Raw genomic sequence first — 13,466 nt, forward strand, 5'->3', positions numbered from 1 at the left:
GCGGTGCCCCCAGGGCCACACAGGCGCGGGGCCGCGGGGGACGGCCGATAATCACCGGCGCACCATGCCGTTCCTCCGCAGCGCCCTCGCCGTTCGCCGATTCGTGCTCGCCTGCTTCCTGTGGGCGATCGCCGCGTCGGGTGCGTCCCCGCTGGTGCTCTCCGCCGAGCCCCTGGACCGCATCTGCTCGGCGGACGGTACCGCCGTGTGGGCGGCGATGCCTGCGGCGGAGCGCGGCGAACCGGCACCGCTGCCGCATGCCCATGCGCTGGATTGCCCCGCATGCCTGCCCACGGGACTGGCACCGCCCGCAGGTCCGGCCGGTGCCCTGCAGCCCGCGCCCCTGCCTGCGGCGCGCCCCTCCGGCCGCCAGAACCCGCATCCCGCATGCCCTGCCGCCGGACATCTCCCGGCCAGGGGCCCGCCGCGGTGCGCTCCCTCCGGAGCCTGAAGCGCTCCAGCTTCCTGCCTTACTTATAGGCTTATAGGCCTTCTCCTCCGGGCGCCGCGCTGCGGCCCCTCCGAACGGACATCACCCATGAAACACATCCTTTCCTCTTCCCTGATCGCCATCGCCGCCCTGGCCAGCCTGGCGGCCCACGGCCAGACCGCCACCGTCCAGGACGCCTGGGTCCGCGCGACCGTGCCCCAGCAAAAGGCGACCGGCGCCTTCATGAAGATCACCGCCGCCAGGCCGATGCAGCTCGTCGGCGTGAAATCGCCCGCGGCCCCCGTGGCGGAAATCCACGAAATGCGGCTGCAGGACAACGTCATGAAAATGCGGGCCGTGGACAAGCTCGACCTTCCTGCCGGCCAGGCCGTGGAACTCAAGCCCGGCGGCTACCACGTCATGCTCATGGACCTGCCCAAACCGGTGAAAGCGGGCGACACCGTGCCCCTGCAACTCGTGCTGGAAGGCGCGGACGGACAGCGCCAGACGGTGGACGTGCAGGCTTCCGTGCGCGCCCTGGGCGCGACCGGGAACAGCGCCCCTGCGCAGGACGCCCCGGCCCATGGGGGCCACGGCGCGCACCAGCACTGACGCCCGTGGGACGCAGGCCGGCCACCCGGCCTGCAGCGCCGCCCCGATAATGGAAGCCGCGCGCCCACCTGCCTGCGGCCCGCACCGCGTGGGCCGGTCCACCTCTTCCCCGCCCCCAGCCCCCGCACTGCTTCCACCATGAATCCAGACGCCCACCATCTCTGGCGCGCCCCGCGCTGGGCCCTCGCCGTCCTGCTGGCCGTGCTGGGCATGCTGGGGCCGTTCTCGATCGACACCTATATACCGGCGTTCTCGGGCATCGCGGCGGCACTGGGCGCCACGCCGGTGCAGATGCAGCAGACGCTGTCGGCCTACCTGTTCGGCTTCGCATTCATGACGCTGTTCCACGGCGCACTCTCCGACAGCTTCGGGCGCAGGCCGGTGGTGCTCTGGGGCATCGCCGTGTTCACGCTGGCCTCCGCGGGCTGCGCCCTGTCCCAAAGCATCGGCCAGCTGGTGCTGTTCCGCGCGATGCAGGGCCTGTCGGCCGGCGCGGGCATCGTGGTCTCGCGGGCGGTGATCCGCGACATGTTCCCGCCCGCCCAGGCCCAGCAGGTGATGAGCCAGGTCACCATCTATTTCGGCGTGGCACCGGCCATCGCCCCCATCGTCGGCGGATGGCTGTTCGTCCACGCAGGCTGGCACAGCGTGTTCTGGTTCCTCACCGGCGTGGGGCTGCTGCTCTGGATCGCCAACTACCGCCTGCTGCCAGAGACACTGCATGCGGACTACCGCCAGCCCTTCAACGCCCGCCACCTGCTCCAGGGCTACTGGCAACTGGGCTCCAGCCCGCGCTTCCTGCTGCTGGCGCTCGCCAGCGGAGTACCGTTCAACGGCATGTTCCTCTACGTGCTCGCGGCCCCCGCGTTCCTTGGCGAGCACCTGCACCTGACGCCCACGCACTTCTTCTGGTTCTTCATACTGACCATCTCGGGCATCATGGGCGGCGCCTGGCTCAGCGGCCGCCTGGCCGGACGCATCCCGCCCAAGCGCCAGATACGGCACGGCTTCCTCATCATGTTCGTCATGTCGCTGCTGAACCTGGTGGCCAACGCGCTGTTCACGGCGCACGTCTCTTGGGCGCTGTTCCCTATTGCGGTCTTCGCCTTCGGGTGGGCGCTGATGGTGCCCGTCGTCACTCTGCTCGTGCTGGACCTGTACCCCGAGCGCCGCGGCATGGCCTCGTCGCTGCAGGCCTTCGTCGGCTCCACCGCCAATGGCCTGGTGGCGGGCGTGGTGGCCCCGCTGGTGATGCACTCCACCCTGCTGCTGGCCTGCGCGTCGCTGGGGATGATGTGCGTGGGCCTGGTGGCCTGGGTCTATCTGCACCACCGCTGGCCGGACATCGGCCGCGTGGCCACCGCCGCGTGAAGAACGCGCGACCCGCCGCGCCGCGCACAGCGTGCCGCGGCCGGAGGCACCCGCTTCAGCCGCGGCGGCGTTCCAGCCCGGCCTGCTGGTAGTAGCGCAGCTTCTCCGCGTACATGGCCTGGTCGGCGCGGTGCACGGCCGCCTCGACCTGGTCGCCCGACACCGCGATGGCCGTCCCGATGGCCAGGCTGAGCGGGTTGCCCGGATAGAACTGGTTGTTGAGCTCCAGCAGCGATGCGATCCGGTCGGTGACGGCCTGCGCGCCGCGCTCGTCGCAGGCCGGCAGCAGCAGGGCGAATTCGTCGCCGCCGATGCGCGCGGCGCAGTCCGGGGAATCCACCGCCTTGAGGAGCACCTCGCCCACCCGGCGCAGCAACGCATCGCCCGCCGCGTGGCCGTACTCGTCGTTGATGGTCTTCAGCCCGTTCAGGTCCAGTACCACCACGGCCACCGGCCAGGGGCCCTTGCGGACGAGCCGGTTCAGCTCCTCCATGTAGAAGGCGCGGTTGCGCAGCTGGGTGAGCACATCGTGCTTGCCCAGGTACTCCAGATAGGCCTCCGCCTTCTTGCGGGCCGTGATGTCCACCAGGGACAGCAGCACCATGGACCAGTCGTGCCTGCGCTCGTCCAGCACCGCGAACTGCATGTGGATGTACACCGGCTCGCCGGAGAGGCTGTAGTTCACGACCTCGCGCTGCTGCACCAGCCGCCCCTCCCACAGGTCGAGCAGTTGCTCGGCGAACGACTCGGCCATCTCGCCGCGGAACACCTTGCCGATCTGCTGGAGCAACTGCTCCTTGCTGTCGGCCCCGAACATCTCCAGCGTCTGCTGGTTCACGTCGATGACGCGGATCTCCTGCATGCAGCGCGTGACGAACTCCGGATGCACCTTCAGGAAGGTCTTGAAATCGCGGATCCCCTGTGCACGCACGTCGTCGAGCAGGCGCTTGACGGAGCTGAAATCCTCGACCCACAAAGACACCGGCGAATGCTCGAACAGGCCGCGCGCATACTGCTCGCTGCCCAGCAGCGCCGAGCCGGCACGGATCTGCTCGGTGTTGTCTTCCAGCGAGATCAGCACGCGGTCCCAGCGGTCCTCATGGCCCGGCAGGATGCGGCCGCGGATATGCACGTCGAGACGGCGGCCGTCGAGCGCATAGTTGACCGTCTGGTTGGAGAACTCCAGCGAGCCGGCCCACAGCTGCCGCAGCTCGGAGATCGCCTGTTCGAACATGTCTCCCCGGAAAACCCGGTCCAGCGAAGCCAGCAGCGTGGCCTGGTCGGGTGCCGCGAACAGTTCCAGGGTGCGCCGGTTCACCTTCAGCACCTTCAGGCACACGCCGTACTGCTGCATGCGCGCACGGTCCGCACGCACATGGGCCTCGGCATCCACCACGCCTTCGCTGCGCCATCCGTCGAGCAGCGACTTCAATGCGCTGAAATCCTCCAGCCACAGCGAAACCGGGGCCAGGTCGAACATGTGTTCGAAATCATTGTCCGACGAAGGAGAAAAGCTCATTTCCGGAATACTCCGTGCATACGGGCGGGGGGCATCCATGCCGGTGCGGCCCGGCCCTGGGGGGATGGATTATCTGCCGCGTCCACACGCCGGCAGCCCCGTGCCGCGGCATGGACGAAAAAAAGCCAGCCTCCAGGGCTGGCCTTCTTGTTCACGCAGTGATCAACGCGCCGGACGGGCCGGACGCTTGCGCGCATCGTGCGGTGCAAACGACGGCTTGCCGCCACCCGCTCCGGGCTTGGCGAAGGCCGGCTTGCGGGGTGCGAAATCACCACCACGGCTTCCGCCCTCGCCGCGGCCGCCACCGAAGCCGCCACGTGCCGGCTCGCCGAAGCCCTGCTTGCGGCCATAGCCATCGCCGTCGCGGCGCGAACCGAAGCCGCGCTGGTCTTCACGGGGTGCGAAACCGCGCTGGTCATCGCGCGGAGCGAAGCCCCGGGCGTCGTCGCGGCCACGGCCATGGCGATCGCCGAAACCACCGCGGCCGCCGCCACCGTTCGGACGGCGATCACGGAAACCGCCACTGCCTTCGCGGCCGCGGCCGCCGAATTCCGGACGGGCTTGCGGCGCGCGCTGCTGCGGCTCCAGACCGGCGATCACGTCGGTCTTGAACTGCTGTCGGCTGTAGCCTTCGATGTCGAAGATCTTGCGGCGGTCGCGGAACTCGGCGAACGTAACGGCCAAACCGTCGCGGCCGGCACGGCCCGTGCGGCCGATGCGGTGCGTGTAATCCTCGGCCTTCATCGGCAGGCCGAAGTTGAAGACGTGGGTGATCGTGGGCACGTCGATGCCGCGGGCCGCCACGTCGGTGGCAACCAGGATCTGCACCTGGCCGTTGCGCAGCGCCATCAGGCGGCGGTTGCGCAGGCCCTGGCTCAGTGCGCCGTGCAGCGCCACGGCCGAGAAGCCTTCCTGCTGCAGGTCGTTGGCGAGGCCGTCACATTCCACCTGGGTGCTGGCGAACACGATGGCCTGGTTGATGGTGGTGTCACGCAGCCAGTGGTCCAGCAGCTTGCGCTTGTGCTGGGCGTTGTCGGCCCAGAAAAGCGTCTGCTTGATGTTGGCGTGCTTTTCCTGCGGGGAATCGATCTGCACCTTCTTCACCGAGGTGCCGCCGTCGTGCATGACGCGCATCGCCAGTTGCTGGATGCGGGGCGCGAAGGTCGCGCTGAACATCATGGTCTGCTTGCGCTGGCTGGTCAGCTCGTTGATTTCCGCGAGATCGTCGGAGAAGCCGAGGTCGAGCATGCGGTCGGCCTCGTCCACCACCAGGAACTGCACCTGGTCGAGCTTGATCTGCATCGAGCGCTGCAGGTCCAGCAGGCGGCCGGGCGTCGCCACCACGAGGTCGGCGTTCTGCAGCTTGGCGATCTGCAGCTGGTAGGGGATGCCACCCACCACGTTGGCCACGCGCAGGCCGCGGCAATGGCGCACGAGCTCGATCGCGTCGTGGGCCACCTGCTGGGCGAGTTCGCGGGTGGGGCACAGGATGAGCGCGCCGGGGGTCGCTGCCTTGAAGTGGCGCGGGTTGGTCGGGTCCTTGCGCTTGGCGCGCTTCGGAGCGGTCTCGCCGCGGGCGAGGGCTTCGGCCGCAGCAGCTTCGTATTCCGCACGGGCAGCCGCCTGCGCAGCGGCCTGCTGGCCGATCAGCGTATGCAGCACGGGCAGCAGGAACGCCGCCGTCTTGCCGCTGCCGGTCTGGCTGGAAACCATCAGGTCGATGAACTTGCCCGCGTCGGCGCCGGCACCCATGGCCAGGGGAATGGCACGCTCCTGCACGCCGGTGGGCTGGGTGTAGCCCAGGTCGGCGACGGCCTGCACGAGTTCGGGGGCCAGGCCCAGCTCGACGAAACCGTTGGGCACTGCCACGGTGTCAGCTGCGACGGCTTCGGGAGCCACGGCGGTGGTGTCTGCAGCCAGGGCCACAGGCGTAGCGGTGGCTTCCGTTTCGGCCACGAAAGAGGTATCTGCAGGCGCGAAAGCGCCTTGCACTTGCAAAGTGTCGGTCATGTCTATGTTTCTCACACGAAGACGAACGCAGGCAAAGAGGCCTGCGCGGGCTCCGTTAATGGTTAAAAAACATCAACCATTCAACGGAACCTGCACCCGTGGTGGCGGGGCTGGTGAGCATTGGTGCGGAAGATCATGCAGCGTTTCTGGAGAGATTCGCTGCCGTCCGCGGCCCGGTGTGAAAGGGAGATGCGCAAAGTTGCGCGAATCGATAAAGGCCGGCCATCATCTGGTCCGGTGTTTCCGCGCAAGCTTGCCATTGTCGCACGGTTCGGGTTTTCCCGCAAACCCCGAATGCCTGCGCATGGATGAGGGTCAAAGCCCCGCCATGTACCGGCCACCGGCCGACGCCCCTTCAGGGCACCAGCAGGTGCTTGCGGTAATGCGCCAGTTCCTCGATGGATTCATGCACATCGGCCAGCGCAGTGTGCTTCTGCGCCTTCTTGAAGCTGGCGTACACCTCGGGCTTCCAGCGACGGGACAGCTCCTTGAGGGTACTCACGTCCACATTGCGGTAGTGGAAGAACGCCTCCAGCTTCGGCATGTAGCGCACGAGGAAACGCCGGTCCTGGCCGATGCTGTTGCCGCACAGGGGTGCCACGCCCTTGCGCACATAGCGCACGAGAAACTCCAGGATGGCCTGCTCGGCTTCGGCTTCCGTGACCGTGGAGGCCCGCACCTTCTCGATGAGACCGCTGCGTCCGTGCGTGCCCTTGTTCCAGGCATCCATGCCGTTGAGCAGGGCGTCGGACTGGTGGATGGCGAACACCGGCCCCTCGACCCGCGGCTTCAGCTCCGGGCCGGTCACCACGACCGCGATCTCCAGCAGGCGGTCCTTCTCGGGATCGAGCCCCGTCATCTCGCAGTCGAGCCAGACGAAATTCAGGTCGGATTTGGGAAGGACGGGAGGGGCGGAGACGGGTGCGATATCGGACATGGCACGGATTGTCTCCCAATGCGGAGCGTCCCTGCCGCCCCGATGCCGCCCCGCGAAGCCCTAAACTCCCGGTACATGCCCTCCGCTCCCGATACCGCCCCCTACTTCACCACACCCGCCGGCCTGCTGACCGCAGCCTTCGCCCTGCTGCTGGCCGCCGGCCTGCTGGTGCGCTTCTGGCTGGCGTCCCGGCAGATCCGGCACGTCGCGCGCCACCGCGGCGCCGTCCCGGAGCCATTCGCCGGACGCATCCCCCTCGCGGCCCACCAGAAGGCGGCGGACTACACCATCGCCAAGGCGCGCCTGGGCCTGCTGGAGACGGCGCTGGGCGCCGCCGTGCTGCTGGGCTGGACGCTGCTGGGCGGGCTGGACGCTCTCAACCAGGCGCTGCGGTCCCTGCCGGGCGGCGGCATGGCGCAGCAGATCGCCTTGCTGGCGGCGTTCGCGCTGGCGAGCGGGCTCATCGACCTGCCCCTCGCGGCCTACCAGACCTTCGTGCTCGAAGAGCGTTTCGGCTTCAACAAGACCACGCCGCGCCTCTGGCTCAAGGACCTGGCGCGGTCCACGCTGATGGGTGCCGCGATCGGGCTTCCGCTGGCCGCCCTGATTCTCTGGCTCATGGGCGCGGCGGGCGCGCTCTGGTGGCTCTGGGCATGGGCCGCCTGGACGGCGTTCAGCCTGGTGCTCATGGTGGTGTACCCGCTCTTCATCGCGCCGCTCTACAACCGCTTCCAGCCCCTGGCGGACGAATCTCTCAAGGCCCGCGTCACGGCGCTCATGCAGCGCTGCGGCTTCGCGGCCAAGGGCCTGTTCGTGATGGACGGCAGCCGCCGCAGCGCCCACGCCAACGCATATTTCACGGGCTTCGGGGCCGCCAAGCGGGTGGTGTTCTACGACACCCTGCTGCGCCAGCTGCAGCCGGGCGAGGTCGAGGCCGTGCTCGCCCACGAACTCGGCCACTTCAAGCACCGCCACATCGCCAGGCGCATGGCGGGCGTGTTCGCGATGGCGCTGCTCGGTTTCGCCCTGCTGGGCTGGCTTTCGGGGCAGACCTGGTTCTACGAAGGCCTGGGCGTGCAGCCCGCCGTCCTGCTTCCCGGCCAGCCCGCGGGCTCGGCCTCCAACGATGCGCTGGCGCTGCTGCTGTTCCTGCTGGCCACACCCGTGCTGACCTTCTTCGTCTCGCCGGTTTTCGCCCAGCTCTCGCGCCGCGACGAATTCGAGGCCGATGCCTATGCCATGGCGCAGGCCGAAGGCAGCGCGCTGGCCTCGGCGCTGCTCAAGCTCTACGAGGACAACGCCTCCACGCTCACCCCGGACCCGGTGTACGCGCGGTTCTACTACTCCCATCCGCCGGCCAGCGAACGGCTGGCGCGCATGCCCCTTCCCCAGCCATCGACATGACCTCTTCCATGCTCACCAAGAAAGACTGGTCCGCCCACGCACGCCGTGCGCTCAGCCCCACCGAGATCGTCACGCGCCTGGCGGACCTGCAGGGCTGGGCCCTGAGTGGCGACGGCGCCGCCGTCGCGATCGAGAAGACCTACCGCTTCGCGAACTACTACGAAACCATTTCGTTCGTGAACGCCGTCGCCTTCATCGCGAATGCACAGGACCACCACCCCGACCTGTCGGTGCACTACGACCGCTGCGTGGTCCGCCTGAACACCCACGACGTCAAGGGCATCTCCACCACCGACCTCGAATGCGCCGCGCGCTTCGACGCGCTGCTGGCGGCCTCCGAATGACGGCCCGACCGGCAATCCATGACTGAGCGCTCGGCCCCCCTCGAAGGCCTGGTCGTCGCCAGCCACGGCCGCCACTGCCTGGTCGAAAGCCCCGACGGGTCGCGGCGCATCTGCCATCCGCGCGGCAAGAAGAGCCAGGCGGTCGTCGGCGACCGCGTGCTCTGGCAGGCGCCTCCGCCCGGCCAGGGCGACGAAGGCACCATCGAGAAAGTGCTGGAGCGCCGCAACCTGTTTTACCGGCAGGACGAGATCCGCACCAAATCGTTCGCCGCCAACCTGGACCAGGTCCTGATCCTCATCGCCGCCGAGCCGGTGTTCTCCGAAAGCCAGCTCGCGCGGGCCCTGATCGCGGCAGAGGCCGAACGCATCGCCCCGGTCATCGCCCTCAACAAGAGCGACCTGGTGGAGCCCTTCGAACGGGCCTGGGCGCGGCTCTGGCCCTACCGGCACATGTGCGGCGACGGCGCCGGGCGGCACCATTACCAGGTGCTGCCGCTGTCGCTCACCCACTCGGCGGAGGTGGACCATGCCGCGCTGCGCGAGCAACTGCAGGGCAAGACCACGCTGGTGCTGGGCCCCTCCGGATCGGGCAAGAGCACGCTCATCAACCTGCTCGTGCCCCATGCATCGGCCGTCACGGGAGAGATCTCGCAGGCGCTCAATTCGGGCAGGCACACCACCACCACCACCACGTGGTACTGGGTGGACCCGCAGGAACGCACCACCGCCCTCATCGACTCCCCGGGCTTCCAGGAATTCGGGCTGCACCATATCGGCGCGGCCGACCTGCCCCGGCTCATGCCGGACATCGGCCAGCACGCGGGCGAGTGCCGCTTCTACAACTGCACCCATCTGCACGAACCCGGTTGCGCCGTCATGGCGCACGTGGACGAGCCCGATGCCTCGCCGGTTCCGGGTTCGGGCCGCATCGGCGCGAACCGCTACCAGATCTACCGGCAGCTCCACGAGGAACTGAGCACGCACCGCCACTGGTGAGCGGAGGGCCGGCGCCCCGGAGGAGCGCCGTGGCCTCAGCCGAGCAGGCGGGCCAGGGTGAGCAGGGCGAGCAGCAGCATCCACACCACGACCGAGCGCCACACCAGGCCCACCACGCCGCGCAGGTGGGCCACCTCCGGCTCCCGGCCCGGCGTGCTGTCGCCGCCGGCCGGGCCGGGCTCGGGCGCCAGGACGCCCTCGCCCAGCGCGTCCTGGCGCGCCTGCAGGACTTCGCCGCCGAGGCGCACGTTGATGGCGCCGGCAGTGGCCGCCAGGATCACGCCGTCGTTGTCGTTGGGAAAATGCTGCGCATGGAAGCGCCAGCCGTCGATGGCCTCCTCGAAGCTGCCCACCACGGCGAAACTGAGGGCCGTGAGGCGTGCAGGCAGCCAGTCCACCACCGTCCAGGCCTGGGCGGCTGCGCGCTGCAGCGGCTCGCTGCCGGGATGCACGAGGCTCGCCCCGCGGCCGCCCGTCTTCCAGTAGCGGGACACGAATTCCGCCAGCCGGTAGAACACCGCGCCCGCGGGACCGAGGCCCAGCGCCGCCAGGATGGAGAACCAGGCCAGCACCCCGAAGACGTGGCGGTGCGCCGCAATCACCGAATACTCGATCACGTGGCGCACGATCTCGCTGCGCGGCAGCAGGCCCACGTCCACCTGCTGCCAGGCAGCCAGGCGGGCCCGGGCAGCATCCTCATCGCGCTCTTCCAGCGCATCCCGGATGTTCGTGAAATGGTGGCTGAACTGCCGGAAACCCAGCGTGAGATAGAGCACGGCAATGCTCCACACCACGGCGGCCGGCCATCCGATGGCCACCATCAGCAGCCAGTGCACCCCCAGCACGGCCAGCGACGGCACGCACACCGCGAGGGTCCATGCCACCCAGCCATGGTGCGGCTTGCCCGCATCGAAATTGCGGCTCACGGAGAGCGCCCACGCGCGCACGCCGGCATGGATCGGGTTGCTGCGAGCCAGCGGGCGGGCCTGCTCGATCAGCAACGCCATCAGGATGGCAAAGAAGCTCATGCCGGCAATCATACTGGGCCGTAACCGCAGGAAACACTGAGGCCACCCCTCCCCGGCGCGTCGCCCGCTCAGGCCAGCAGGAAGCGGTAGAAATTGCGCAGCATGCCCGCCGTCGCACCCCAGATGAAGTGGGTCTTGCCCGTCGCCGGATCGGTGTAGGGCATGGAGAACCACTCGCGCCGGGCACCGCCGATGTCGAAGGCATGGCGCCGGTGGTTCGACGGGTCCATCAGGAAGGCCAGCGGCACCTCGAAGATATCGGCCACCTCATAAGGATTCGGCTCGAAGCTGCCTTCCGGACGGACCAGCGCGACCACGGGCGTGACGAGGAAGGCCGTGCCGGTGGCATAGACGGGCAAGGTGCCCAGCACCTCCGCCCTGCCGCTGTCGAGACCCACTTCTTCGCGCGCCTCGCGCAGCGCGGCGGCGGCGGCGTCCGCATCGCCCGGATCCACGCGCCCGCCCGGGAAGGCCACCTGCCCCGAATGGTTGGACAGGTGCGCGGTACGCTCCGTCAGCAGCACGGTCGGCTCCTCGCGCAGCATGATCGCCAGCAGCACGGCCGCATCGCGCGGCGCACGGGCCGTCATGGCCCGCTCGCGCAGCACGTCGGGCGTCCAGGACGGCGGCGCGGCAAAGCGCCGGCGCAGCGCCTCGGGCGTCCACGCGCCGGCCGGCACCGCAGGCAGGTGACCGTCCGTCCCCAGCACCGGAACCGTCCGGGGATCGAATCCTGGCAGGGCCGTCAACGGCCCGGAGGCGGCCGCGGAGGAAAGGGAAGAGGACATGCGTCTGGGTTCCACGGAGAGACACCGCGCGGCGGCCATGAAAAAAGCCGCTACAGGACCCTGTAGCGGCTTCGGATGCCAGAGCGGCAGCCCGGCCTCAAGCGGCGGGAGCAGCAGCCTTGTTGACGCGCGAAGGCAGCTTTTCCTTGATGCGGGCCGACTTGCCGGAACGGTCGCGCAGGTAGTACAGCTTGGCACGGCGGACGTCGCCGCGGCGCTTCACTTCGATGCTGGCGATCAGCGGGCTGTAGGTCTGGAACGTACGCTCCACGCCTTCGCCGCTGGAGATCTTGCGCACGGTGAAGCCGCTGTTGAGGCCACGGTTGCGCTTGGCGATCACCACGCCTTCGTAGGCCTGCACGCGCTTGCGGGTGCCTTCCACCACGTTCACGCTCACGATGACGGTGTCGCCAGGCGCGAATTCGGGGATGGTCTTGTTCAAGCGGGCGATTTCTTCCTGCTCGAGGGTCTGGATCAGATTCATTGTTGGTTTCCTTGCGATCATGGCCGCGCCAGGATTGGCAGGCGTCGGGATTGACGCATGGTGCTGAAGGGCTGCCCCTTAAAGCCCTGCAGTTGCAGGGCGGGAACATCCGCCAGCGGCCGGGCAGAGGATCGAAAAGCCCACCATTATAGCAAGCCGTTCAGTTTCGCCAAGACGGCCTCGTCCGCGCGGTCGAGGCGTCCTGCCGCGCGCGCGGACTCGATGAGGTCCGGCCGGTGTCGCGCCGTCACGCCGAGCCGCTGGTCCCGCCGCCAGCGCTCGATCTGCGCATGGTGGCCCGACAGCAGCGCAGCGGGCACCGCCAGCCCCTGCCACGATTCCGGGCGGGTGTAGTGCGGGCAGTCCAGCAGGCCGTCCAGCGCTGCATTGAAGCTGTCCTCCTGGTGGCTGCCGGCGTCGTTCAGCACGCCGGGCTGCAGCCGGGCCACCGCGTCGAGCAGCGCCATGGCTGGGATCTCGCCGCCGGAGAGGACGAAGTCTCCGAGGCTCAACTGCACGTCCACATGGGCGTCGACGAACCGCTGGTCCACGCCCTCGTAGCGGCCGCACAGCAGCACGGCACCGTTGCCGGCAGCCCAGCCCGCCACGCCTTCGTGGTCCAGCCTGCGCCCGACCGGCGAGAACATCACCAGCGGCGCCACGGCATCGGGCGCCTCGCCGCGGTCCGCGCGGATGGCCTGCAGGCAGCGCTCGAGCGGCTCGGCCATCATGACCATGCCCGGCCCTCCACCGAAGGGGCGGTCGTCCACGCGGCGGTAGTTGCCCTCCGCGTAGTCGCGCGGGTTCCAGAAACGCACGTCCACGAGCCCGGTGGCATAAGCCCGCCGTGTCACGCCGCTGGCGAGAAACGGCGCGAACAGCTCCGGGAACAGCGTGATGACGTCGAAACGCACGGCGGGCTCAGTAATCCGGTTGCCAGTCCACCACGATGCGGCGCCCGGCGATGTCCACCTTGTCGACGAAGGCGGAGACGAAGGGAATCATGCGCTCCCCCTCCTTGCCGCCGTCCTGCGGGAACGACAGCACCAGGGTCGTCTGCGGACCCGTCTCGAGCAGCTCGCGCACCGTGCCGAGCGCCACGCCCTCGCGGTTGACCACCTCCAGGCCGATGAGATCGACCCAGTAGTACTCGTCCTCGGCCGCCGTGGGGAAGCTCGAGCGGGGCACGAAGATGCGGGCGCCGCGCAGGGCCTCGGCAGCATCGCGGTCATCCACGCCCTGGGCCTGCGCGACGACGGAGTCGGAATGCTCGCGCGCCTGGCGGATGGACAGCAGCACGGTCCCCGTGAAAAAGCTCTTGGCGCCTTTCTCGCTGGGCTGCAGGTACCAGCGCTTGGAGGAGAAAAGCGCTTCGGGGTCGGCGCTGTAGGGCAGCACCTTGAACCATCCCTTGACGCCCCAGGCGTCCGCGATGCGCCCCACTTCCACCGCATCGGCGGGCAGGTCGGCGGGATCGAGGATGGGAAGGGCGGGCATGGCGAAAAGAGGGATGAAAAGAAAAAAAGCGGGCTCCGTCTGCCGT

Annotated in this window: 14 protein-coding genes; 6 read left to right on the plus strand and 8 right to left on the minus strand. The window is 68.9% G+C overall.

Annotation, left to right across the window (positions count from 1 at the left end):
- The first annotated feature begins 64 nt into the window (after positions 1-64).
- From BLR05_RS05795 to BLR05_RS05805, 3 genes are all read left to right on the plus strand, one after another.
- Entirely contained in the window at positions 65-451 is a 387-nt protein-coding gene (locus tag BLR05_RS05795; protein WP_092832861.1) for a hypothetical protein, read from the plus strand.
- 87 nt (positions 452-538) lie between these two features.
- Positions 539-1,042, plus strand: a complete 504-nt coding sequence (locus BLR05_RS05800; protein WP_092832862.1) for a copper chaperone PCu(A)C — start codon at positions 539-541, stop codon at positions 1,040-1,042.
- 138 nt (positions 1,043-1,180) lie between these two features.
- Complete coding sequence (locus tag BLR05_RS05805) at positions 1,181-2,413, plus strand: multidrug effflux MFS transporter (RefSeq protein ID WP_092832863.1); 1,233 nt, start codon at positions 1,181-1,183, stop codon at positions 2,411-2,413.
- A 55-nt stretch (positions 2,414-2,468) separates the two neighbouring features.
- Here BLR05_RS05805 and BLR05_RS05810 read toward each other — a convergent pair whose 3' ends face one another.
- The 3 genes from BLR05_RS05810 to orn all read right to left on the minus strand — a co-directional run bounded on the left by BLR05_RS05810 (position 2,469) and on the right by orn (position 6,879).
- Positions 2,469-3,932 (minus strand): sensor domain-containing diguanylate cyclase, encoded by a 1,464-nt coding sequence (locus tag BLR05_RS05810; protein ID WP_092832864.1) that lies wholly within the window; start codon positions 3,930-3,932, stop codon positions 2,469-2,471.
- A gap of 162 nt (positions 3,933-4,094) precedes the next feature.
- Entirely contained in the window at positions 4,095-5,942 is a 1,848-nt protein-coding gene (locus BLR05_RS05815; RefSeq protein ID WP_092832865.1) for a DEAD/DEAH box helicase, read from the minus strand.
- Positions 5,943-6,297: 355 nt separating this feature from the next.
- Complete coding sequence (gene orn, locus BLR05_RS05820; RefSeq protein ID WP_092832866.1) at positions 6,298-6,879, minus strand: oligoribonuclease; 582 nt, start codon at positions 6,877-6,879, stop codon at positions 6,298-6,300.
- A 75-nt stretch (positions 6,880-6,954) separates the two neighbouring features.
- On the opposite strand from orn, the gene BLR05_RS05825 reads away from it, so the two are divergent.
- The 3 genes from BLR05_RS05825 to rsgA are packed head-to-tail and all read left to right on the plus strand — an operon-like array spanning position 6,955 to position 9,623.
- Positions 6,955-8,283 carry a M48 family metallopeptidase gene (locus BLR05_RS05825; RefSeq protein ID WP_092832867.1) on the plus strand — a complete coding sequence of 443 codons (1,329 nt, stop codon included), beginning with the start codon at positions 6,955-6,957 and terminating at the stop codon, positions 8,281-8,283.
- Positions 8,280-8,627: a 4a-hydroxytetrahydrobiopterin dehydratase gene (locus tag BLR05_RS05830; RefSeq protein WP_092832868.1), complete on the plus strand. Its 348-nt coding sequence runs from the start codon at positions 8,280-8,282 to the stop codon at positions 8,625-8,627. The genes BLR05_RS05825 and BLR05_RS05830 overlap by 4 nt, the downstream gene beginning before the upstream one ends.
- Before the next feature lie 18 nt (positions 8,628-8,645).
- Positions 8,646-9,623: a ribosome small subunit-dependent GTPase A gene (gene rsgA, locus BLR05_RS05835; protein ID WP_092832869.1), complete on the plus strand. Its 978-nt coding sequence runs from the start codon at positions 8,646-8,648 to the stop codon at positions 9,621-9,623.
- A 35-nt stretch (positions 9,624-9,658) separates the two neighbouring features.
- Here rsgA and BLR05_RS05840 read toward each other — a convergent pair whose 3' ends face one another.
- From BLR05_RS05840 to rimM, 5 genes are all read right to left on the minus strand, one after another.
- A complete protein-coding gene (locus tag BLR05_RS05840) occupies positions 9,659-10,651 on the minus strand; it encodes a CobD/CbiB family protein (RefSeq protein WP_092832937.1) in 993 nt (330 codons plus the stop codon).
- 68 nt (positions 10,652-10,719) lie between these two features.
- Entirely contained in the window at positions 10,720-11,439 is a 720-nt protein-coding gene (locus BLR05_RS05845; protein WP_092832870.1) for a CoA pyrophosphatase, read from the minus strand.
- A 97-nt stretch (positions 11,440-11,536) separates the two neighbouring features.
- Positions 11,537-11,923 (minus strand): 50S ribosomal protein L19, encoded by a 387-nt coding sequence (gene rplS / locus BLR05_RS05850; protein ID WP_013595663.1) that lies wholly within the window; start codon positions 11,921-11,923, stop codon positions 11,537-11,539.
- A gap of 146 nt (positions 11,924-12,069) precedes the next feature.
- Positions 12,070-12,837: a tRNA (guanosine(37)-N1)-methyltransferase TrmD gene (trmD, locus tag BLR05_RS05855; RefSeq protein ID WP_092832871.1), complete on the minus strand. Its 768-nt coding sequence runs from the start codon at positions 12,835-12,837 to the stop codon at positions 12,070-12,072.
- Positions 12,838-12,844: 7 nt separating this feature from the next.
- Positions 12,845-13,420 (minus strand): ribosome maturation factor RimM, encoded by a 576-nt coding sequence (gene rimM, locus BLR05_RS05860; RefSeq protein WP_092832872.1) that lies wholly within the window; start codon positions 13,418-13,420, stop codon positions 12,845-12,847.
- Between the last annotated feature and the right edge of the window lie 46 nt (positions 13,421-13,466).

It is taken from the genome of Paracidovorax cattleyae (assembly GCF_900104515.1).
Taxonomy (GTDB): domain Bacteria; phylum Pseudomonadota; class Gammaproteobacteria; order Burkholderiales; family Burkholderiaceae_C; genus Paracidovorax; species Paracidovorax cattleyae.